This is a genomic window from Streptomyces sp. NPDC051567, from assembly GCF_044454165.1.
GTDB lineage: Bacteria > Actinomycetota > Actinomycetes > Streptomycetales > Streptomycetaceae > Streptomyces.
Genome location: NZ_JBITDK010000010.1, coordinates 154673 through 175918 on the forward strand (window position 1 = coordinate 154673; position 21246 = coordinate 175918).

The 21246-nt window shown below is 73.8% G+C and carries 22 protein-coding genes; 12 read left to right on the forward strand and 10 right to left on the reverse strand.

Annotation, left to right across the window (positions count from 1 at the left end; all coding sequences use genetic code 11):
* Positions 1–4 precede the first annotated feature (4 nt).
* The 4 genes from ACIA5F_RS14405 to ACIA5F_RS14420 all read left to right on the forward strand — a co-directional run bounded on the left by ACIA5F_RS14405 (position 5) and on the right by ACIA5F_RS14420 (position 4112).
* Positions 5–679, forward strand: a complete 675-nt coding sequence (locus tag ACIA5F_RS14405; RefSeq protein WP_399352591.1) for an urease accessory protein UreF — start codon at positions 5–7, stop codon at positions 677–679.
* Positions 680–789: 110 nt separating this feature from the next.
* Positions 790–1476, forward strand: a complete 687-nt coding sequence (ureG, locus tag ACIA5F_RS14410) for an urease accessory protein UreG (protein ID WP_399352593.1) — start codon at positions 790–792, stop codon at positions 1474–1476.
* Positions 1473–2258, forward strand: coding sequence for an urease accessory protein UreD (locus ACIA5F_RS14415; protein WP_399352595.1), 786 nt, complete (start codon positions 1473–1475; stop codon positions 2256–2258). Before ureG ends, ACIA5F_RS14415 begins: the two co-directional genes overlap by 4 nt.
* A 189-nt stretch (positions 2259–2447) precedes the next feature.
* Complete coding sequence (locus ACIA5F_RS14420) at positions 2448–4112, forward strand: alpha/beta hydrolase (RefSeq protein ID WP_399352597.1); 1665 nt, start codon at positions 2448–2450, stop codon at positions 4110–4112.
* A gap of 130 nt (positions 4113–4242) precedes the next feature.
* Here ACIA5F_RS14420 and ACIA5F_RS14425 read toward each other — a convergent pair whose 3' ends face one another.
* The 6 genes from ACIA5F_RS14425 to ACIA5F_RS14450 all read right to left on the reverse strand — a co-directional run bounded on the left by ACIA5F_RS14425 (position 4243) and on the right by ACIA5F_RS14450 (position 9473).
* Positions 4243–4950, reverse strand: coding sequence for a lysophospholipid acyltransferase family protein (locus ACIA5F_RS14425; protein WP_399352599.1), 708 nt, complete (start codon positions 4948–4950; stop codon positions 4243–4245).
* A 91-nt stretch (positions 4951–5041) separates the two neighbouring features.
* Positions 5042–5200, reverse strand: a complete 159-nt coding sequence (locus tag ACIA5F_RS14430) for a hypothetical protein (RefSeq protein WP_399352601.1) — start codon at positions 5198–5200, stop codon at positions 5042–5044.
* 32 nt (positions 5201–5232) lie between these two features.
* The gene (locus ACIA5F_RS14435) at positions 5233–6189 is read right to left on the reverse strand and encodes a cytochrome c oxidase assembly protein (protein ID WP_399352603.1); all 957 of its coding nucleotides are present in this window, start codon (positions 6187–6189) and stop codon (positions 5233–5235) included.
* 78 nt (positions 6190–6267) lie between these two features.
* Positions 6268–7293, reverse strand: a complete 1026-nt coding sequence (locus ACIA5F_RS14440; RefSeq protein WP_399352605.1) for a 6-phosphofructokinase — start codon at positions 7291–7293, stop codon at positions 6268–6270.
* A 192-nt stretch (positions 7294–7485) separates the two neighbouring features.
* The gene (locus ACIA5F_RS14445) at positions 7486–8214 is read right to left on the reverse strand and encodes a type 1 glutamine amidotransferase (RefSeq protein ID WP_399352607.1); all 729 of its coding nucleotides are present in this window, start codon (positions 8212–8214) and stop codon (positions 7486–7488) included.
* A gap of 20 nt (positions 8215–8234) precedes the next feature.
* Positions 8235–9473 (reverse strand): MurT ligase domain-containing protein, encoded by a 1239-nt coding sequence (locus ACIA5F_RS14450; protein ID WP_399352609.1) that lies wholly within the window; start codon positions 9471–9473, stop codon positions 8235–8237.
* Positions 9474–9596: 123 nt separating this feature from the next.
* Here ACIA5F_RS14450 and def point away from each other — a divergent pair, with 123 nt between their 5' ends.
* Entirely contained in the window at positions 9597–10151 is a 555-nt protein-coding gene (gene def / locus ACIA5F_RS14455; protein WP_399352611.1) for a peptide deformylase, read from the forward strand.
* 98 nt (positions 10152–10249) lie between these two features.
* Here the strand turns inward: def and ACIA5F_RS14460 are convergent, their stop codons facing one another.
* A complete protein-coding gene (locus tag ACIA5F_RS14460; RefSeq protein WP_399352613.1) occupies positions 10250–10894 on the reverse strand; it encodes a TetR family transcriptional regulator in 645 nt (214 codons plus the stop codon).
* Positions 10895–11117: 223 nt separating this feature from the next.
* Between ACIA5F_RS14460 and ACIA5F_RS14465 the strand changes: the two genes are divergently transcribed.
* A complete protein-coding gene (locus ACIA5F_RS14465; RefSeq protein ID WP_399352615.1) occupies positions 11118–12347 on the forward strand; it encodes an acyl-CoA dehydrogenase family protein in 1230 nt (409 codons plus the stop codon).
* A gap of 241 nt (positions 12348–12588) precedes the next feature.
* On the opposite strand, the gene ACIA5F_RS14470 is transcribed toward ACIA5F_RS14465, so the two are convergent.
* Entirely contained in the window at positions 12589–13029 is a 441-nt protein-coding gene (locus tag ACIA5F_RS14470; RefSeq protein ID WP_399352617.1) for an SRPBCC family protein, read from the reverse strand.
* A gap of 155 nt (positions 13030–13184) precedes the next feature.
* On the opposite strand from ACIA5F_RS14470, the gene ACIA5F_RS14475 reads away from it, so the two are divergent.
* Positions 13185–13370, forward strand: a complete 186-nt coding sequence (locus ACIA5F_RS14475) for a DUF5999 family protein (protein WP_399352619.1) — start codon at positions 13185–13187, stop codon at positions 13368–13370.
* Between the two features lie 230 nt (positions 13371–13600).
* Here the strand turns inward: ACIA5F_RS14475 and ACIA5F_RS14480 are convergent, their stop codons facing one another.
* Positions 13601–14542 (reverse strand): fibronectin type III domain-containing protein, encoded by a 942-nt coding sequence (locus tag ACIA5F_RS14480; RefSeq protein ID WP_399352622.1) that lies wholly within the window; start codon positions 14540–14542, stop codon positions 13601–13603.
* A gap of 213 nt (positions 14543–14755) precedes the next feature.
* Here ACIA5F_RS14480 and ACIA5F_RS14485 point away from each other — a divergent pair, with 213 nt between their 5' ends.
* The 5 genes from ACIA5F_RS14485 to ACIA5F_RS14505 all read left to right on the forward strand — a co-directional run bounded on the left by ACIA5F_RS14485 (position 14756) and on the right by ACIA5F_RS14505 (position 19839).
* Positions 14756–16345, forward strand: coding sequence for an ABC transporter substrate-binding protein (locus tag ACIA5F_RS14485; protein WP_399352624.1), 1590 nt, complete (start codon positions 14756–14758; stop codon positions 16343–16345).
* 46 nt (positions 16346–16391) lie between these two features.
* Positions 16392–17357, forward strand: coding sequence for an ABC transporter permease (locus ACIA5F_RS14490; protein WP_399352738.1), 966 nt, complete (start codon positions 16392–16394; stop codon positions 17355–17357).
* Positions 17350–18234 carry an ABC transporter permease gene (locus ACIA5F_RS14495; RefSeq protein ID WP_399352626.1) on the forward strand — a complete coding sequence of 295 codons (885 nt, stop codon included), beginning with the start codon at positions 17350–17352 and terminating at the stop codon, positions 18232–18234. Before ACIA5F_RS14490 ends, ACIA5F_RS14495 begins: the two co-directional genes overlap by 8 nt.
* Before the next feature lie 65 nt (positions 18235–18299).
* The gene (locus tag ACIA5F_RS14500) at positions 18300–19190 is read left to right on the forward strand and encodes an oligopeptide/dipeptide ABC transporter ATP-binding protein (RefSeq protein ID WP_399352740.1); all 891 of its coding nucleotides are present in this window, start codon (positions 18300–18302) and stop codon (positions 19188–19190) included.
* Positions 19183–19839: an ABC transporter ATP-binding protein gene (locus tag ACIA5F_RS14505; RefSeq protein ID WP_399352628.1), complete on the forward strand. Its 657-nt coding sequence runs from the start codon at positions 19183–19185 to the stop codon at positions 19837–19839. Before ACIA5F_RS14500 ends, ACIA5F_RS14505 begins: the two co-directional genes overlap by 8 nt.
* Before the next feature lie 54 nt (positions 19840–19893).
* On the opposite strand, the gene ACIA5F_RS14510 is transcribed toward ACIA5F_RS14505, so the two are convergent.
* Entirely contained in the window at positions 19894–21228 is a 1335-nt protein-coding gene (locus tag ACIA5F_RS14510) for an NtaA/DmoA family FMN-dependent monooxygenase (RefSeq protein ID WP_399352630.1), read from the reverse strand.
* Between the last annotated feature and the right edge of the window lie 18 nt (positions 21229–21246).

A 21246-nucleotide genomic window follows, 5' to 3' on the forward strand; every position in this document is an offset into this window, starting at 1 on the left:
CCCGATGAGCCGCGCCGCACTGCTCGTCCTCGCGGACGGCCGCTTCCCCGCCGGGGGCCACGCGCACTCCGGCGGGGCCGAGGCCGCCTGCAAGGCGGGCCGCATCCACGACGCCGCCACCCTGGAGGACTTCTGCCGGGGCCGGCTGCACACCTGCGGACTCGTCGCCGCCTCACTCGCCGCGGCCGCCGCCCTCGGACTCGACCCGGCGGAGCTCGACGCCGCCGCCGACGCCCGCACCCCGTCGCCCGCCCTGCGCACCGCGGCGCGGCGGCTGGGACGGCAACTGCTGCGGGCCGCCCGCGCGACCTGGCCCGCCGCCGAACTGGAGGCCCTGGCCGCCGCCTTCCCGCGCGGCGCCCACCAGCCCGTGGTGCTCGGCCTCACCGCCCGCGCGGCCGGGCTCGGCCCGGCGGACGCCGCGCACGTCGCCGCGTACGAGAGCGTCGGCGGCCCGGCCACCGCGACCGTGCGGCTGCTGGGCCTGGACCCCTTCGAGGCGAGCGGGGTCCTGGCCCGGCTCGCCCCCGAACTCGACGCCGTCGCCGCCCGCGCGGCGACGGCCGCCGAACGGGCCCGCGCCCACGGCACGGACACCCTGCCCGCCACCTCCTCACCACTGCTGGAGATCGCGGCGGAGGTCCACGCCGACTGGCCGGTACGCCTCTTCGCCTCCTGAACCGCATGGCTTGAACCGCACGGCTTGAACCGCCCTGCCGGAACCGTTCCTCCCGACCGCCCCGCCCCGCCCGGCCGTCCCTCCCACCCCGTCCCTCCCAAGGAGCACCCGTGCACCTCGACCACCCCGTGACCTACCCCCACCGGCACACCCACAGCGCCGGACCCCTCCGGGCCGACGGCACCCGCCGCGCCCTGCGCATCGGCCTCGGCGGACCCGTCGGCTCCGGCAAGACCGCCACCGTCGCCGCCCTCTGCCGCGCCCTGCGCGCCGAGTTCTCCATGGCCGTCGTCACCAACGACATCTACACCCGCGAGGACGCCGAGTTCCTGCTCCGCGAGGCCGTCCTGCCGCCCGAGCGGATCACCGCCGTGGAGACCGGAGCCTGCCCCCACACCGCCATCCGCGACGACATCTCCGCCAACCTGGAGGCCGTGGAGGAACTGGAGGAGACGGCCGGCCCGCTCGACCTGATCCTCGTCGAGTCCGGCGGCGACAACCTCACCGCCACCTTCTCCCGGGGCCTGGTCGACGCCCAGATCTTCATCATCGACGTGGCGGGCGGCGACGACATCCCGCGCAAGGGCGGCCCCGGCGTCACCACCGCCGACCTGCTCGTCGTCAACAAGACCGACCTCGCCCCCCACGTCGGCTCCGACCTCGGCCGGATGGCCCGCGACGCCGCCGAACAGCGCGGAACCCTGCCCGTCGCCTTCCAGTCGCTGCGCGGCCCCCAGGGCGTGACCCCGGTGGCCGCCTGGGTGCGCGAACGGCTCGCCGCCTGGCCCGTACGGTGACCGGCCCGCCCCCGGTCCCCCCGCCCGCGGCGGGGCTGCGCGCCACCGCCCGCGTCCACGCCGTCGCCGACGGACGCGGCTCCACCGCCCTGCCGCTGCTGGCCGGGGAGGGACCGCTCGCGCTGCGCCGCCTCCGGGGCCGGGGGGCCGCGGCGGGCGTGATGCTGGTCGGCGCGATGAGCGCCCCGCTGGGCGGCGACCACCTCACCGTCGAGGCCACCGCCGGGCCCGGGGCGGAACTCGACCTCGCCTCGGCCGCGGCCACCCTCGCCCTGCCCGGCCGCGGGGGCGAGCCCGCGCGGTACGACGTACGCCTGACCCTGGAGGACGGCGCGGCGGTGCGGTGGCTGCCGGAGCCGCTGGTCTCCGTGCGCGGCAGCGACCTGCGCGTGCGCACCCGGGCCGTGCTCGCCCCCACCGCGCGGCTGCTGCTGCGCGAGGAACAGGTGCTCGGCCGTGCCCGGGAGGCCCCCGGACTGCTGCGCAGCCGGCTCTCCGTCAGCCGCGGCGGCCGTCCGCTGCTCGACCAGGAACTGGCCTGCGGGCCGGGCGCCCCCGGCGGCTGGGACGGTCCGGCGGGGCTCGCGGGCCACCGGGCCGTCGGCCAGCTCCTGGTGGTGGACCCGGCCTTCGCCGCGGCCCCGCCCACCGCCGCCGTACTGGGGGAGTTCGCCGTGGCCACCCCGCTGGCCGGTCCGGCGGTCCTGGTGACGGCCCTGGCCCCGGACGCCCTGCGGCTGCGCGCCCTGCTCGACGCGGCCCGCCGTACGTACGGCTGGTGACCGCCCCCACGCCCGCCCCCGGACCGGCCCGGCACCGCTCAGCGGTACACGGCTTTCCGGTTATCGGGTTGGCAAAGAACGCGGAGCGCCTCTGTCGCGGGACACGGGTCAGCGGCGAGGATGCCTGCGCATGCCGACGATCCGAACCCGGCCGCCCACGGCGGCACCTGACGCAGGGGGAACGACCACGTGATACGCAACGCGGCACTGGGGAGCGCCGCCACCTTGATCACCGGCGCGCTGACGGCGGGCCTGCTGCTCGCGCCGTCCGCCTCGGCGGCCCCTTCCGGCCGTGACAACGGCGCCGCGGAGGCGGTGGGCGTCACGATCGCCGCCGCCCGCGCCGCCCGCGCCGGGATCGAGTGGAAGGACTGTCCCGCCGACTGGGGCCTGGAGAAGCCCATCCAGTGCGGCTGGGTCAAGGTCCCGCTCGACTACACCAAGCCGTTCGGCAGGACCATCGACCTCGCGGTCGACCGGATCGCCAGCACCGGCACCGAGGGCGAGCGCCAGGGCGCGCTCCTCTACAACCCCGGCGGCCCCGGCGGCTCCGGCATGCGCTTCCCGCGCCGGGTCGTCACCAAGAGCCCGCTGTGGGTCAACGCCTCCAGGGCGTACGACTTCGTGGGCTTCGACCCCCGAGGCGTCGGCCACTCCGCGCCGATCTCCTGCATCGACCCGCAGGAGTACGTCAAGGCCCCCAAGGCCGACCCGGTCCCGTCCGGCGAGGCCGACAAGCGCGCCCAGCGCAAGCCCGCCGCCGCGTACGCGGACGGCTGCGAGGAACGCAGCGGCGAGATGCTGCCGCACATGACCACGCCGAACACCGCCCGCGACCTGGACGTCATCCGGGCCGCCCTCGGCGAGAAGAAGCTGAACTACCTCGGCGTCTCCTACGGCACCTACCTCGGCGGGGTCTACGCGACCCTGTTCCCGGCCCATGTGCGCCGCATGATCGTCGACAGCGTGGTCGACCCGGACCAGGACAACATCTGGTACCAGGCCAACCTCAACCAGGACATCGCCTTCCAGACCCGCTGGCAGGACTGGCAGGACTGGGTCGCCAAGAACGACGGCGTCTTCCACATCGGCTCCACCCGCGCCGAGGTCGAGGCGAAGTACCAGGAACTGCGCGCCACCGCCAAGGCCGCCCCGATCGGCGGGGTCGTCGGCCCGGCCGAACTCGTCGGCTTCTTCCAGGGCGCCCCGTACTACGACTCCTCCTGGGTGCCGGTCGCCCGGACCTGGGCCGCGTACCTCGCCGGTGACACCCGGGCGCTCGTCGACGCCATCGCCCCCGACCTGTCGGACACGCGGGGCAACGCGACCGCTGAGAACGGCAACGCCGTCTACACCGCCGTCGAGTGCGCCGACGCCAAGTGGCCCACCAGCTGGGCGAGGTGGGACCGCGACAACACCGCGCTGCACCAGAAGTACCCCTTCCTGACCTGGTCCAACGCATGGATGAACCTGCCCTGCGCGACCTGGAGGTCCAAGCAGGGCGACCCGGTCGAGGTCCGCGGCGGGCGCGGTCTGCCGCCGGTGCTGATCGTCCAGTCCGAACGGGACGCGGCCACCCCGTACGCGGGCGCGGTCTCGCTCCACCGCCGCCTGCCCGGCTCGCGGCTGATCACCGAGCGGAACGCCGGCTCGCACGGTGTCACCGGCCTGCTGAACCCGTGCGTCAACACCCGGGTGGACGCCTACCTGCTGACCGGTGAGGTCGACGCCCGCAACGTGACGTGCGAACCGCACGCCACCCCGGTCCCGCCCGCCCCGGCCACGGCGAAGTCCTTGGCCGAGGCCCCCGCGGCCGGATTCCCGACGCCCGAGGAACTCCCGGCCTTCCGGTAGCCACGGGACCGGCGCGCCGGCCGGGCCGGTACGCCGGAAACCGGGACGCCGCGGGACGGGGCGTCATGACCGGCGGTGCCCCGCGCGGGGCGACGACCCGCACCGCGCGGGCCGCCGCGGGGGAGAGGGCTCAGCGCGTCGTGCGCCGGGCCCTCTTCCGCTCTTCCTCCTCGGCCCGGACCTCGGCCGCGTACCGGTCGACGTACTCCTGCCCGGAGAGACCGAGGACGGCGTACATGATCTCGTCGGTGACGGCCCGCAGGACGGCCCGCTCACCCTCCATCCCGGCATAGCGGGAGAAGTCCAGCGGCCGGCCGAAGCGGATGGTCACCCGCCGGATCTTCGGGAGCCGCTGACCGGGCGGCTGGATCTCGAAGGTCCCGACCATCGCGCACGGGACGACGGGCACCCCCGCGCCGAGCGCCATCGCGGCCACGCCCACCTTGCCCTTGTACAGCCGCCCGTCGTGCGAGCGGGTGCCCTCGGGGTAGATGCCCAGCAGCTCGCCCTTGGCCAGTACGCCCAGCCCCTCGCGCAGGGCGGCCTGTCCGGCGTCCTTGCCGGAGCGGTCCACGGGGATCTGCCCGGCGCTGCGGAAGAAGGCGGCCGTGAGCCGGCCCTTGATCCCGGGGCCGGTGAAGTACTCGGCCTTCGCGAGGAAGGTGATCCGCCGGCTCAGGATCGCGGGCATCAGGAAGTGGTCGGAGAAGGACAGGTGGTTGCCCGCGACGATCGCGGCGCCCTGTGCCGGAATGTTCTCCAGCCCCTCGATCCGCGGCCGGAACAGCAGCCGCAGCAGTGGCCCGAGCAGCACGTGCTTGAGCAGGTGGTAGAACACCAGGTCGCTCCCGTCGATGTCCTGTTCGTCTTCTTCGCCGCTGTCGTACGGACGGCGGGCGCCGCGGCGGACCCGGCCGCCGCACGGGAGGTCAGCCGCCGTCCGAGACGGCCAGGGTGGCGGTCAGCAGGACCAGCACCACCCAGCAGAACCAGAGCCAGCCGTTGCTCCCGAGCGCCACGGAGTACGCGGCGACGGCCACCAGGGCGGCGAAGGACGTGACGGCCATCACCTTGACAGATGCGGTCATACCCCATGGTGACGTGCGCGGGCGTCGCTCCGCTAGCGGCCACGCGCCTGGAGCGCGGCCAGATAGGCGTTGTACTCCGCCAGCTCCCGGTCGCCGTCCCGGTCCGCGGCCCGGTCGGAGCGTTTCGCCGCCCGCTGCTCGGAGTGGTACCACTGGTAGACCAGCGCGATCAGCACCAGCACCGAGGGGATCTCGCTGAAGGCCCACGCGATGCCGCCGCCCCACTGCTGGTCGAGCAGCGGATCGATGCCCAGGGAGGCGGGCGGGTCCATGTACGTCTTGATCATCGGCTCGCTCGCCATCATCAGGGCGATGCCGAAGAAGGCGTGGAAGGGCATGCCCGCGAACAGCTCCAGCATCCGCATCACGTAGCCGGGGCGGTGCGGGCCCGGGTCCACGCCCATGATCGGCCAGAAGAAGACGAGGCCGACGGTGAGGAAGTGCACCATCATCGCGACGTGCCCGGCCCGGCTCTCCATCAGGAAGTCGAAGATCGGGGTGAAGTAGAGGCCGTAGAGGCTGGCGATGAACAGCGGGATCGTGAAGGCCGGATGGGTGATCACCTTCATGTAGCGGCTGTGCAGCAGCATCAGCAGCAGTTCGCGCGGCCCCTTGTGCCCGCGCGCCGCGGGCGCCAGCGCGCGCAGCGCCAGGGTCACCGGCGCGCCCAGCAGCAGCAGGATCGGGGTGATCATGCTGATCACCATGTGCTGGACCATGTGCACGCTGAACATGACCATGCCGTAGTCGTTCAGCTTGGTGCACATCACCAGGATGATGGTCAGCACACCCGCGGTGAACGCGACGGTCCGGCCCACCGGCCAGGAGTCCCCGCGCCGGCGCAGCCGCAGCAGGCCCCACCCGTACAGGGCGAGGAGGGCCAGCGAGCCGAAGAGGAAGACGGCGTCGAAGGAGAACTCCAGACCGCGCCCGAGAGTGAACGGTGGCAGGTCCATGTTCATGCCCGTGCCGTGACCGCTGTGATCCATCTGTTCACTCCCTTGACTGTGGCGCCCCACCACAGTAATGCCGCCCCTGGACGGCCCTGCGCCCGGGGGCAGGAAGCGTCACAGAACGGTCTGAGCCTCCGCGTAACGCTCCTGCGGGACCGTCTTGAGCGTCTGCACCGCCTCGGCCAGCGGCACCATCACGATGTCGGTGCCGCGCAGCGCGGTCAGCATGCCGAACTCGCCCCGGTGCGCCGCCTCCACGGCGTGCCAGCCGAAGCGGGTGGCCAGGACGCGGTCGTACGCGGTGGGCGTGCCGCCGCGCTGGACGTGGCCGAGGATGACCGGGCGGGCCTCCTTGCCCAGGCGGCGCTCCAGCTCGACGGCGAGCAGGTTGCCGATGCCGGCGAACCGCTCGTGGCCGTACATGTCCGTACCGCCCTCCTCGAACTCCATCGAACCGGCCCGCGGCTTGGCGCCCTCGGCGACGACGACGATCGCGAACCGCTTGCCCGCGGAGAAGCGCTCGCCGACGATCGCCGTCAGCTCGTCGATGTCGAAGGGGCGCTCCGGCACCACGATGGCGTGCGCGCCGGCCGCCATGCCCGAGTGCAGGGCGATCCACCCGGTGTGGCGGCCCATGACCTCCACGACCATCACGCGCTGGTGCGACTCGGCGGTGGTCTTCAGCCGGTCCAGCGCCTCGGTGGCGACCCCGACGGCCGTGTCGAAGCCGAAGGTGACATCGGTGGAGGCGATGTCGTTGTCGATGGTCTTGGGGACGCCGACGATCGGCAGACCGCCCTGGGAGAGCAGGTGCGCGGCCTTGAGCGTGCCCTCGCCGCCGATCGGGATGACGGCGTCCAGCCCCAGGTCGGACATGTGGCCCAGCGCCCGCTCCACCCCGTCGCGCAGGTGCGCCGGCTGGACCCGGGAGGAGCCGAGGATCGTGCCGCCCCGGGCGAGGATGCCGCCGACCGCGTCGAGGTCGAGCTTGCGGTAGTCGCCCTCCAGCAGGCCCTTCCACCCGTCGAGGAAACCGATCACCTCGTCACCGTGGTCGACGACGGCACGGTGCACGACGGAGCGGATGACGGCGTTCAGGCCGGGGCAGTCGCCACCGGAAGTGAGCACACCTATGCGCATGGCAGGAAGGGACCTTTGCAACGTGGGGGCCGACGACCGGACCACGGCGTCCGGTTGGAACTACGGTCACCCTACAAGCGGAAGGCTGCCGGACCGAACCGTGCTCCACATGCTGGTCGCCCGCACCGCACACGCACGCCGGCCCGGATTCCCCCAGGGGAATCCGGGCCGGGCGGCGTGGCGCGCCGAAACCTACGCGGGCTGCGTGGCCGCCGAGATGCGCTCCGCGCGCAGCGCGTCGTACCACCGGTCGTCGAGCGGCGGCAGCGCGTTCACGTCGAGGGCCAGCTTCAGCAGCAGGTCCGCGATGAGGGGGTTGCGGGCCATCACGGGACCGTGCATGTAGGTGCCGAACACCGTGTCGTTGAACGCGCCCTCGGTCCCGTCCCCGGTGCCGTTGCCACGGCCCAGCCGGGTACGGGCGAACGGCCGCGCCGTCGGACCCAGGTGGGTGATGCCCTGGTGGTTCTCGAAGCCCGTCAGCGGCGGCAGGCCCAGCCGCGGGTCGATGTCGGCGAGGACGTCGCCGACGCACCGCTCACCCTCACCGCGCACGGTGACGACGTCCAGCAGGCCCAGGCCCTGCTGGCGCTCGCCCATGTCGTTGACGAACTCCTGGCCGAGGATCTGGTACCCGGCGCACACCGAGAAGACGATCGCCCCGTTCGAGACGGCGCGCTCCAGGCCGCCGTCGCGCAGCAGCCGCTCCGCGGCCAGCCGCTGTGGCCGGTCCTCACCGCCGCCGATCAGGTAGATGTCGCCCGAGGTGGGGATCGGCTGGTCGCTGCGCACGTCCACGCGCTGCACGTCCAGGCCGCGCTGGCGCGCCCGGCGCTCCACCACGAGGGCGTTGCCCTGGTCTCCGTACGTGCTCAGCAGGTCGGGGTAGACCCACACCAGACGCAGGCTGTTGTCGCTCATGCTCTTGTCCTTTATGGGTACTAGTTGCCGACGCGGCGGCGCACGTCCTGGAAGGCGGTGTAGTTGGCGATCAGCTCGATCTGGCCGGGCGGCGCGAGCTGCACGGCCTCGTCGAGGGTCTCGCACACCCGGAAGTCCAGACCCGCGACCTCCAGCCGGACCGCCAGGTCCAGCTTGCGGTCACCGATCACGAAGATCGGGTGGCCCGCCAGCCGCGGGTAGTCCACGTCCCACAGCCAGGAGGTGTCGGTGCCGTCGGCGCCGCGCGCGTTCACCGACAGGATGACCGGTGTGGGCGGCGGGTCGATCAGCGAGAACGTCTCCAGCCAGCCCGCCGGGTTCTTCGCGAGCAGCAGCCGCAGCTCACGGCCCTGGAAGCTGACCACGTCGTAGCGGCCGGCGACGGCCTGGACCTGGTACATCCGCTCCAGCGCCACCTGCGGCGGGACGCCGAAGACGGCGGCCACGGCGGCCGAGGTGGCCGCGTTGGCCTTGTTGGCGCGGCCGGGCAGCTGGAGGTGGATCGGCCAGGCCGAACCGTGCGGGTCCAGCACGTGGTCACCGGAGAGCACCCAGCTCGGCGTGGGGCGGCGGAAGCCGCACTCGCCGCAGAACCAGTCGTCCCCGGGGCGCTGCATGACACCGCCGCAGGAGGGGCACGACCAGGCGTCGTCCTTCCACTCCTGCCCGGCCGCGACCCACACGACGTTCTGCGAGGAGGAGGCCGACCAGACGATCAGCGGGTCGTCGCAGTTCGCGACGATGACCGCCTTGGAGCCGGAGAGGCCCTCGCGCCACTTCTCCGCGAGCATGCGGGTCTCGGCGGCGCGGTCGAGCTGGTCGCGGGAGAGGTTGAGCAGGGCGATCACCTTGGGGGTGACGTCCCGGGCCACCCCGGCCAGGTACTTCTCGTCGACCTCGATGACGCCGTACCGGGCGTCCGAGCCGCCCGCCAGCGCCGAGGTGATGCCGGCCGGCATGTTCGCGCCGAGGGCGTTGGAGACGACCGGGCCGCTGGCCCGCAGGGCCTCCGCGATCAGCCGGGTCGTCGTGGTCTTGCCGTTCGTCGCGGAGACGAGGACGACGTCGAGGTGTTGCGCCAGCGCTCCGAGAAGATCGGGGTCGAGTCTCAGTGCGACTTTGCCCCCGATCACCGATCCGCTTCCGCGTCCCGCGGCCCGCGACACCGCCGCCGCGGCCTTGCCCGCCGTCACGGCCAGCTTGGCCCGCGGCGAAAGCGGCTCCGTGTTGCCTGCCATCGTCCCTTGTCCTCCTCGCGTCGGTCGGCCCCAGCCTATCCAGTACCGGCCGGAGCCTTGACCGCGGCGCCCCCGCACCGCCGCGGATCTCCTCATATATTCGCCCGTCGTACCCTTACGGCCATGCGACAGCGCCCCATCCCCGGTACCACCGGTCACGTCCGCACCATGAGTCTGCTGGGCGACCCGGTGCTCCACGCGGCCTGCGCGGAGGTCACCGAGTTCGGTCCGGCCCTCGACCGGCTCATCGAGGACATGTTCGCGACGATGTACGCCGCCCAGGGCGTCGGCCTCGCCGCGAACCAGATCGGCGTCGGACAGCGGGTGTTCGTCTACGACTGCCCCGACGACGAGGAGGTCCGCCACGTGGGCCACCTCGTGAACCCGAGGCTCGTCCGCGCGGACGGGGACGCGTTCGTGGGTCCCGAGGGCTGCCTCTCGCTGCCGGGGCTGGAGGCGGGCACGGCCCGCTTCGACCACGCGGTCGTCGAAGGGGTCACCTCCGACGGCGCGCCCGTACGGATCTCCGGCACCGGGTTCTTCGCCCGCTGCCTCCAGCACGAGTGCGACCACCTCGACGGCACCGTCTACGCGGACCGGGTGACGGGGCTGCGCGCGCGGCGGCTGCGGCGGGCGGTCCGCCGGGCGCCGTGGAGCGCCGGGGCGCCGCGCGGCTAGGCGGTCCGACCCCGCCGGGCCGGGTTTCCTGGGGCTCCGCCCCAGACCCCGCGCCTCAAACGCCGGCGGGGCTGAAGAGGTGCCCGGCGGGGGTGGGGTCAGAAGCCGGGGCCGTCGGGGCGGTTGCCCGTGGTGGCGAGGCGGCCCCAGAGGAGGTCGGTGAGGCCGGTGACCAGTTCCGCGCGGTCGCAGGGGCGTTCGCCGAGCCACCAGTCGCCGGCCGCGTGCATCATGCCGACGATGCCGTGGCCCCAGACGCGGGCCAGCCGGTCACCGCCGGGCCCGAGGTCCACCCGTTCGCCGATCACCTGCGCCAGCTCCTCGCCGAGACGGCGCAGCAGCGGGGCGGAGTGCAGGCCGACGTCGAATCCGCGCTCGGCGGCCTGGGTGTCCTCGGCGGGGTGCATCAGGAAGCGGTAGACCTGCGGGCGGGCCTCGATGGCGGCGAGATAGGTGTCCAAGGTGGCCTCCACCCGGCGGCGCCGCTCGGCGGGGGCGTCCAGCGCGGCCCGCAGCGAGTCGAGCAGGGCGTCGGTGTGCCGGACGGCGAGCGCCTGGTAGAGGCCCGCCTTGTCGCCGAAGTGCCGGTAGAGGATGGGCTTGGTGATGCCCGCCTCCGCCGCGATGGCGTTCATGGAGGCCTTCGGCCCGTCCCTGAGGACGACCCGGTCGGCCGCTTCGAGCAGCTCCCGGCGCCGCCGTTCGGCCGTTCCCGGCTCGCCGGCCTGCTGCGTGGTCTCCATGCCGTGTTCTCTCCCCGCCCTGGCGATGTGCGTGACGCCCACGCAACGTAACACCCCTCACGCCCTGGCCGGTGTAGCGGCCGAGCCTCGTCAGGAGGTGCTTGACAGTGTTCGCCCGCCGGTAAAAGACTGTGGTCACGGCAGGGTTACCTCAAGTAACCCCGCCTGGGCGGTCCACGCCCGGGACCGGCACGGACAGCAGGCACGGACAGCAGGAGGGGACATGGCGGAGTTCACCATGGAGCTGAGCGAGGACCAGGAGCAGGTGCGGGAGTGGGTTCACGGCTTCGCCGCCGGTGTGATCCGGCCCGCCGCCGCGGAATGGGACGAGCGCGAGGAGACTCCGTGGCCCGTCATCCAGGAGGCGGCCCGGGTCGGCATCTACTCGCTGGACTTCTACGCCCAGCAGTTCTTCGATCCGACCGGGCTCGGCATCCCGATGGCGATGGAGGAGCTGTTCTGGGGCGACGCGGGCATCGCCCTCTCCATCGTCGGCACCGGTCTCGCGGCCATCGGCGTCTTCGCCAACGGTACCGAGGAGCAGATCGGCACCTGGCTTCCGCAGATGTACGGGGACCGCGACGACGTCAAGCTCGCCGCCTTCTGCTCCTCCGAACCGGACGCGGGCTCCGACGTGGGCGCCATGCGCACCCGCGCGGTCCACGACCCGGTCCGGGACGAGTGGGTGCTCAGCGGCACCAAGACCTGGGTGACCAACGGCGGCATAGCCAACGTCCACATCGTCGTCGCCGTCGTCGACCCGGAACTCGGCACCAAGGGACACGCCTCCTTCATCGTGCCGCCGGGCACGCCGGGCCTGACCCAGGGCCAGAAGTTCAAGAAGCACGGCATCCGCGCCTCCCACACCGCCGAGGTGGTGCTCCAGGAGGTACGGGTCCCCGGCTCCTGCCTGCTGGGCGGCAAGGAGAAGCTGGACGAGCGGCTGGCGCGGGCCCGCGAACGGGCCCGCGGCGCCGGGGGCGAGCGGGTGCGCAACGCCGCCATGGCCACCTTCGAGGCGTCCCGCCCGGCGGTCGGCGCGATGGCCGTCGGCACCGCGCGCGCGGCGTACGAGGTCGCCCTCGACTACGCCCGGACCCGCACCCAGTTCGGCCGCCCGATCATCGACAACCAGGGCGTGGCCTTCCAGCTCGCCGACATGCGCACCCGGATCGACGCGGCCCGGCTGCTGGTGTGGCGGGCCTCCTGGATGGCCGCCGCGGGGCGTCCCTTCACCTCGGCGGAGGGCTCGATGTCGAAGCTCTTCGCGAGCGAGACGGCCCGCCAGGTCACCGCCCAGGCGGTCCAGATCCTCGGCGGCAACGGCTTCACCCGCGAGTACCCGGTGGAGCGCATGCACCGGGACAGCGCGATCTACACCATCTTCGAGGGGACGAGCGAGATCCAGCGGCTGGTGATCGCCCGGACGCTCTCCGGGGTGCCGATCCGCTAGTGCTGGGCGGCGCGGGCCGGCGCGGGCCGGTGGACCTTTCCGGTCGCGGCGCCAGGGAGCGTCTTCGACGGGGCGCCGTCCGGGGTGGCCGGGGCGCGGCGGGCGGGTGTGGCGTGCGGGGCCGTACGGGCGTGCGGGTGCGGGGCCCGGAGCGCCCCGGGGTGCTCCGGGGCCGTCCAGGGGCCCGTCAGGGCCCCCCGGGCCCCCGCCGGGCGGACCGGCGGCCGGTGCGCGTCCGGGCTCACTTTGCCGCCAGCAGCCGGTCCACGGCGCGGCCGAAGAGCGCGCGTCCGGCCGCCGCGACCACCGGGTCGAGGAACCGGGGGAGTCCGCGCACCCGGAGCTCCTCGCGCCAGTGGACCTCGCTGCCCCCGCCCGGGGCGCCGCGGATCTCGATCTCCGCCCAGCCCGTGACCGTCCGTCCCCGCTTCTCCAGCCGGACCAGCCCCGCCCCGCCCGCCACCGGGGGACGCCAGAGCGTGACCTCCATCGGGTCGTCGAACGTGACGCTTCCCACGCCGGTCCGCGCCGTGAAGACCGTTCCGACGCGGGTCGGGGGCGGTGTCACGAGGATCGTCCGGGTGCACGGGACCTGCGCGCCGTGGCGTTCCCAGTCCGTCAGCCGCCGCCAGGCCCCGGCCGGGGGGAGAACGGTGCGGCGAATGATCCGGACGGCGGGCATGAGCGCATCGTAACCGGGCATACACACCGTGAACTGGACCACCGACATGGGTTCCGTCCAGGGGCGGCGATCGGCAATACTCACCGCCACTGTGGATCGCGGATTCGGCCGGGTGACCACCGGCCCTCCCGCCCCACTCCGCGAGGAGGTGCGCCATGTGCTCCCACCAGCCCCCCTGCCCTACGGCCGACAGCGCCGACCACGATGCCGCCCGCACCGTCGCCTTCCGTCCCGAACAGGGCTGGAGTCTGCTCTGCAACGGCGCCGTGGTCTTCGACGACACCGGTGAACTGCTCCCCGACGGCCGGGCGGTGGCACCCCGCCGCCCGGCCCTGGTCTGAGCGAGGAGGCAGCATGCGTCAGCAGCTGATCCGCAAGCCCGTTCCGAAGCCCGCCCCCCGAGACCTGGACCTGCGCACACCGTCGGGCAGGCCCCTCCCGTACTGATCCCGTACCGACGGGAGCCCGCGCGGGCGGGGCCCACCCCGCCCGCAGAGTCCCGCCCGCCGCGCCGTCGGCCGCCGCGCCCCCCGACGCGGCGGCCGTCCGTCACGACCCCTCCGGCGGCGCCTCACCCGGTGAGGACGACCCGCCGCTCCGGGGAGAAGGCGCCCCAGTTGCCGTCCGGCAGCCGGGCGCGCAGTTTGACGTTCCACTCCGTACCGGCGGGCGCGGTCGCCGTGATCCGGTACTCGGCCCGGCCGGTGGGCACGGCGCCCTCGCCGAACTGGATGACGGTCGTGGGCTGCCCGTTCACGTACAGCTCGTACTCCCGGGTCTCGCGCCCGGTGTCCGGGGCGGTCCAGGTCAAGGTGACCGCGCCGGGTGAGGGGGCGGCCTCCAGACCGGTGGGCGCGGTGTCCGGGCCCCGGCCGGGCGGGGTGGTCACCTGGACGGCCGGGCCGTCGGCGGAGGAGTTGTCCGCGCCGTCGCGGGCCCGGACCGTGAAGGTGTAGGGGGTCTCCGGCTGGAGGCCGGCGAGGGTGGTGGAGGTCTCGCCGGAACCGGCGGTGTGGATGCGGATTCCGCTCTGGTAGACGTCGTAGGCCGTCACGCCCGTGTCGTCGGTCGCGGCCGTCCAGGAGAGCCGGACGCCCTGGGGGCCCGTCGCGGCGGCGGTGGTGGTGGGCGGGGCGGTGGGGGCCCGGCGGTCCTCGGCCGTGGCGGCCGGGGTGCTCACCTGGACCTCCGGGGCGCTCGCGGAGCGGTTCCCGGCGGCGTCCTTGGCCCGGACGGTGAAGGCGTAGGCGGTCTGCGGGGCCAGGCCGGTGATGTCCACCATCGTCTTCTCGGGGGGGAGTTCGCGGACCAGCCGGCCCGCCTGGAAGACCTGGTAGCCGCTCACCCCGTCGCGGACCGGCGCCGTGTTCCACATGACGTGCACGCTGGTGGCGCTGCCGGCCTGCGCGGTGAGCCCGGCCGGGACGGACGGGGGGTCGGTGTCGCCGGAGGAGCAGGCCGTCAGGGCGGTCACGGCCAGGCAGAGGACGAGCGTGGGGGCGGTGCGTCGCACGGGGGCGCTTCCCTCCGCTTTCTCGTGGTTCTCGCGGGTCCCGCAAAGGTCTAGACATATATGGCACGCGAGGCGGGGGCCGGGCAAGACCCCTGAGGAACCGGGAGGGCCGACGGCCGTCGATGTGACCCGGTCTGTCTTCTTCTGATCGCGTCTGGCATTATTGCGATCTCTTTGCAATAACGGATGATCGCAAGCAGGGGTGTGCAGAGCATGACGGCCCGGACAGTACGGGGAACGGCCACAGCGACGCTGGCCGCCGCACTCCTCATCGGAGTGACGGCCTGCTCGAACCCCACGGGGGGCGCCGCGGGCGCCGACTCCGCCGTGGTCGGCATCGCGACCGAACCCGAGAGCCTCAGCCCGCTGCTGGGCTACGGCAAGGACGGCAACTCCAAGATCTTCGACGGTCTGCTCACGCACGACGCGCAGATGAAGCTGAAGCCCGCGCTGGCCGAGGCCCTGCCGGAGGTCTCCGCGGACGGACGCGCCTACACCTACACCCTGCGCCAGGGCGTGAAGTTCAGCGACGGCGCCCCCTTCTCCGCGAAGGACGTCGTCTTCACCTACCGGACGATCCTCGACGCGAAGACGAACAACGCGTCCAAGACCGAACTGGACGCGGTCGAAGGCGTCGAGGCGCGCGGCGACCACCAGGTCGTCTTCACCCTCAAGTACCCCTACGCGCCGTTCGCCGAGCGCACCGTGCTGCCGATCGCCCCCGAACACATCGCGGGCCGCCAGGACGTCAACAGCGGAGACTTCACCACCAGGCCCGTCGGCACCGGCCCCTACCTGCTCACCGCCTGGTCCAAGGGCGAGAAGCTCAGCTTCAGGGCCAACCCCGGCCACTGGGGCGGCGAGCCCGCGGTGAAGAAGTTCACCATGGCCGTGATCAAGGACGACGACGTACGCGCCACCCGGCTGCGCTCCGGCGAGCTGGACGCGGCGATCCTGCCGCCCAACCTGGCCAAGGGCTTCGAGAAGGACCCGGCCCGCACCACCTACGCGGCGAAGACCTTCGACTACCGCAACGTGACCCTCCCGACCCACCACAAGGTCACCGGTGACACGGCCGTCCGGCAGGCACTCGACCTCGCCGTCGACCGCCAGGCCATGGTCGGCACGCTCCTGGAGGGCGCGGGCAAGCCCGCCTACGGCCCGGTCCCCACCGACAGCCCCTGGTTCACCCCCGGCACCGAACGCGCCCACGACCTCGACCGCGCGAAGAAGATCCTCGACGACGCCGGCTGGCAGCCGGGCCAGGACGGCATCCGCGCCAAGGACGGGGTCCGCGCCGCCTTCCCGCTCTGGTACACCTCCGGCGACAAGATCCGCCAGGACCACGCGCTGGCCTTCGCCTCCGACGCCAAGAAGGCGGGCGTCGAGGTCACCACCGAGGCCGGCACCTGGGAGGTCATCGAGCCCCGGATGAAGACCGACGCCGTCCTCGCGGGCGGCGGCTCCCCGGCCGACCCGGACTTCGACCAGTACCTGCTGCTCACCTCCTCGCTCGGTGGCGACGGCTTCAACAACATGGCCCGGTACGACAACCCGGCCGTGGACCAGGCCCTGGCCGAGGCCCGCAGGAGCGCAGACCCGGCCGTCCGCAAGGCCGCGTACGACACCGTCCAGCGCGAACTGGTCAAGAACCCGGGCTACGTCTTCCTCACCCACATCGACCACCTGTACGTCGTGAACGACAAGTGGGACGGACTCACCACCCAGATCGAGCCGCACGACCACGGCCTCGGCTCCGGCCCCTGGTGGAACGTGGAGAGCTGGAAGCCGAAGCAGAAGTGAGCCGGGACACGTGAGCACGCGCTCCCACCGCCTGCCCTGGGGGCCGATGGCGCGCATGACGGGACGACGGACCCTGTCCGCCGTCCCCGTCCTGCTCGCCGTCACCCTCGGGGTCTTCGCCGTCGCCGCGCTCTCCCCCTTCGACCCCGTCAAGGCGTACGCGGGCACCGCGGGCCTCACCGCCTCGCAGGCCGAACTCGACCAGCTCCGCGCCAACCTGGGCGTCGACCAGCCCCTGGTACAGCGCTGGTGGGAGTGGCTCACCGCCGCGCTCACCGGCGACCTCGGCACCTCCGCCGTCATGCGCCAGCCCGTGGCCGACGTCATCACCGAACGCCTGGGCTGGTCCGTGCTGCTCGCCGGGTGCGCCTTCGCGTTCGCGGTCCTCGCGGGCACCGCGCTCGGCGTGCTCGCCGCCCGCCGCCAGGGCGGCCCGCTGGACCGGGCCGTCTCCTCCCTCGCCTACACCCTGGAGGCCGCCCCGGCCTTCTGGCTGGGACTCCTGGCCATCTGGTTCTTCTCGGTGCGCCTGGGCGTCCTGCCCTCGGGCGGCCTGACGGACGCGGGCAGCGACGTGGTCACCCTCGGCCAGGTCGCCTCGCACGTGGTCCTGCCCGCCCTGGTCCTGGGCCTCTCCCAGCTCCCCTGGTTCTTCCTGTACGTCCGCCAGGGCGTGGCCGACGCGCTGGAGGAGGACCCCGTACGGGGCGCCCGCGCGCGGGGCCTGGCCGAACGGCACGTCCTGCTCGGGCACGCACTGCGCTCCGGGATGCTCCCGATGCTGACGCTGATCGGCTCACGCGTCCCGGAGCTGATCACCGGCGCCCTGCTGGTGGAGACCGTCTTCAGCTGGCCCGGCATCGCGGCGGCCACCGTCCAGGCGGCGACCTCGGTGGACTTCCCGCTGCTGGCCGCGCTGACGGTCCTGGCCACGGCCGCGGTCCTGGCCGGCAATCTGCTGTCCGACCTGCTCTACGGGCTGGCGGACCCGAGAGTGGGCTTCGATGGCTGACACGACCGCGGCCGACACGACCGTCTGGAAGTCCGCCGGCCGGGCCCGGCGCTCGACACGGAACCTGCGCGTGCGCACCTCGGCGGCGGTCATGGCCGTGATCGTGCTCGCCGTCCTGCTGGTACCGCCCCTGGCCCAGCTCGACCAGCAGGCCGTCGACCTCTCGGCCCGACTCCTGCCCCCCTCCTGGGACCACCCCTTCGGCACCGACGACGTCGGCCGCGACCTGCTGCTGCGCTGCGTCTACGGCCTGCGGGTCTCCCTGCTGGTCGGCCTGGTCGCCGCACTGGTCGCCACGGTCGTCGGCACGGCGGTGGGCGCCGCCGCCGGAGCGCTGGGCGGCTGGACCGACCGCGTGGTGATGCGCGCCGTCGACACCCTCTCCGCCATCCCGCACCTGCTCCTGGGCATCTTCATCGTCGCGATGTTCCGCCCCGGCGTCTGGCCCGTGGTCGCCTCCGTGGCCGTCACCCACTGGCTCTCGACGGCCCGCATCGTCCGCGCCGAGGTCCTCTCCCTGCGCGGCCGCCCCTACGTGGACGCGGCCGTCTCCGGCGGCGCCTCACGCCGGCGCGTCACCGTCCGCCACCTCGTCCCCGGCGTCCTCCCGCAGGCGGGCCTCGCCGCCGTGCTGATGGTCCCGCACGCGATGTGGCACGAGTCGGCCCTCTCCTTCCTCGGCCTGGGCCTCCCCTCCCACCAGGCCAGCCTGGGCAACCTCGTCCAGAGCGCCCGCGGCTCCCTGCTCGCCGGAGACTGGTGGCCCACGCTCTTCCCCGGCCTCCTCCTCATCGTCCCGACCCTGGCCGTCGCCGGTCTCGCGGGCGCCTGGCGCGACCGGCTCAACCCCCGCCGCCGCTCGGAGCTGACCCTGTGACCCGCGCCGCCCCGGTGACCCGCCCGCCCGTGCTCGACGTCGAGAAGCTCTCCGTCCGCTTCCGGATGCGGGCCGGCCGGTACGTCGAGGCCGTCACCGACGCCACCTTCCGGCTCGGCCCCGGCGAGTGCCTGGCCCTCGTCGGCGAGAGCGGCTGCGGCAAGTCCGTGCTCGCCTCCGCCCTCCTCGGTCTCCTCCCCGGCAACGCCGAGACCGCCGGGGCGGCCCGGCTCGCCGACGGCACCGACGTCCTCGCCGCCGGTGAACGCGCCCTCGCCCGGACCGTACGGGGCCGCCGCATCGGCCTGGTCCCGCAGAGCCCGGCCGCGCACCTCACCCCCGTACGCACCGTCCGCGCGCACCTGGAGGAGACCGTCCGCGCGCTGACCGCCACCCGCAGGCCACGGCTGCGCGCCGCCGCCGAGGAGGCCGCCGGACGCGCCGCCTTCCCCGCCACCCACCTCGACCGCCACCCGCACGAACTCTCCGGCGGCCTCGCCCAGCGCGCCGCCACCGCCCTCGCCCTCATCGGTGACGCGCCCCTGCTCCTGGCCGACGAACCCACCACCGGCCTCGACCGCGACCTCGTCCACCGCACCGTCGACGAACTGCGCGCCCACACCCGCGCCGACGGCCGCGCCCTGCTGATGATCACGCACGACCTCGCCGCCGCCGAACGGATCGCCGACACCGTCGCCGTCATGTACGCCGGACGGATCGTCGAACTCGCCCCCGCCGAAACCTTCTTCGGACCCCACGGCCCCCGCCACCCCTACGCCCGGGGCCTCCTCGACGCCCTCCCCGAACGCGCCTTCGTCCCCGTCCCGGGCCTGCCGCCCGAACTCGGCGCGCTCCCGCCCGGCTGCGCCTTCGCCGCCCGCTGCGCCCGCGCCGACGAGAGCTGCCGCGCCGTACGGCCCGCGCTCACCGAAGGAGTGGCCTGCCACCATGCTTGAGCTCAAGGACATCACCGCCGGGTACGACCCCCGCGACCCCGTCGTCCGCGGCGCCCACCTCACCCTGCGCCCCGGCGAGTCCCTCGGCCTGCTCGGGCCCAGCGGCTGCGGCAAGTCCACCCTCGCCCGGGTCGCCGCCCTGCTGCACCGCCCCGACCACGGGAGCGTCGTCGTCGACGGCCGCACCGTCACCGGGTTCCGCCACCGGGCGCCGCGCTCCCTGCGCACCGCGATCGGCGTCGTCTTCCAGCAGCCCCGGCTCTCCGCCGACCCGCGCCTGACCCTCCTCGACCTCGTCGCCGAACCCCTGCGCGCGACGGGACGGCGCACCGGGGCGCGGGAGAAGGCCACCGCGCTCGCGGGCCGGGTCGGCCTCGGCGACGACCTGCTCGCCCGGCGCCCCCACGAGGTCAGCGACGGGCAGCTGCAACGCGCCTGCCTGGCGCGGGCGCTGGTGCTCAGCCCCCGGTGGCTGGTCTGCGACGAGATGACCGCGATGCTGGACGCCTCCACCACGGCCGCCCTGGTCGCCGTGGTCGAGGAGTACCGGGCCGGGACCGGCGCGGGCCTGCTCGCCGTCGGCCACGACCCGGTCCTGCTCGCCCGCTGGTGCGACCGTACGGCCCACTGGGACGAACTGGCGCGGTGACCGGGACGGTGGGCGGGCCCGCCGCGTCCGGTGCGGGCCCGCGCACCGTCCCGGTCACAGGCCCAGGTGGTCGCGCAGGGTGGTGCCGGTGTACTCGGCGCGGAAGACGCCGCGTTCCTGGAGCAGGGGGACGACGGTGTCCGCGAAGCCGTCGAGGCCGCCCGGGGTCAGGTGGGGGACGAGGATGAAGCCGTCGGCGGCGTCGGCCTGGACGAGGGAGTCGATGGCCCCGGCGACCGTGGCGGGCGAGCCGACGAAGGTCTGCCCCGCGGTGGTCGCGATGACCAGCTCCCGGATCGACAGGTTCCGCGCGGCGGCCAGCTCGCGCCACTCCTTGGCGGTGGCGACCGGGTCGCGGAACATGCGGACACTGGCGCGGCCGAGGGCGATGGTGTTCTCCCCGGGGTCGGGGTCGATGTCGGGGAGCGGGCCGTCCGGGTCGTAGGCGGAGAGGTCGCGGTTCCAGACGTGTTCGAGGTACTTGACCGCCGTGGCCCCGCTGACCTGGAGGCGGCGCACCTCCCGGGCCACCTCCCGCGCCTCGGCGTCGGTGTCGCCGAGGACGAAGGTGGCCGAGGGCAGGATCTTCAGCTGGTCCGGGGTGCGGCCGTGGCGGGCGAGGCGGCTCTTGACGTCGGTGTAGAAGGCCCGGCCCGTGTCCAGGGCGCTGTACCGGCTGAAGATGGCGTCGGCCGAGGCGGCGGCGAACTCGCGGCCCTCGTCGGAGTCGCCCGCCTGGAAGACGACGGGCCGCCCCTGCGGGCTGCGGGGGACGTTGAAGTGGCCCTCGATGTCGAAGTGCCGGCCGTGGTGGGCGAAGGCCCCGGCGTCCGGGTCGCGCAGGAAGGTCCCGGACACCGCGTCGGCGAGGATCTCCGTACCGTCCCAGGCGTCGAACAGCTCGTGCGCGGTGGCGAGGAACTCCCGGGCCCGGGAGTAGCGCTCCTCGCGCGGCAGGAAGCCACCGCGCCGGAAGTTCTCCCCGGTGAAGGCGTCCCAGGAGGTGACGACGTTCCAGGCGGCGCGGCCCGCGGAGAGGTGGTCGAGGGTGGCGAACTGGCGGGCCACCTCGTAGGGCTCGTTGAAGGTGGAGTTGATGGTGCCGGTGAGGCCCAGCCGGTCGGTGACGGCGGCGAGCGCGGCCAGGACGGTGAAGGTGTCGGGGCGTCCGACGACGTCCAGGTCGTATATCCGGCCGCCCTGTTCGCGCAGGCGCAGCCCCTCAGCGAGGAAGAGGAAGTCGAACTTGGCGCGTTCGGCGGTCCGCGCGAAGTGGGTGAAGGAGTCGAAGTCGATGTGGCTTCCGGCGGCCGGGTCGCTCCACACGGTGGTGTTGTTGACGCCGGGGAAGTGGGCCGCGAGATGGATCTGCTTGAGCGGCTTGCTCATGGTGACGGGGCCCTTCGG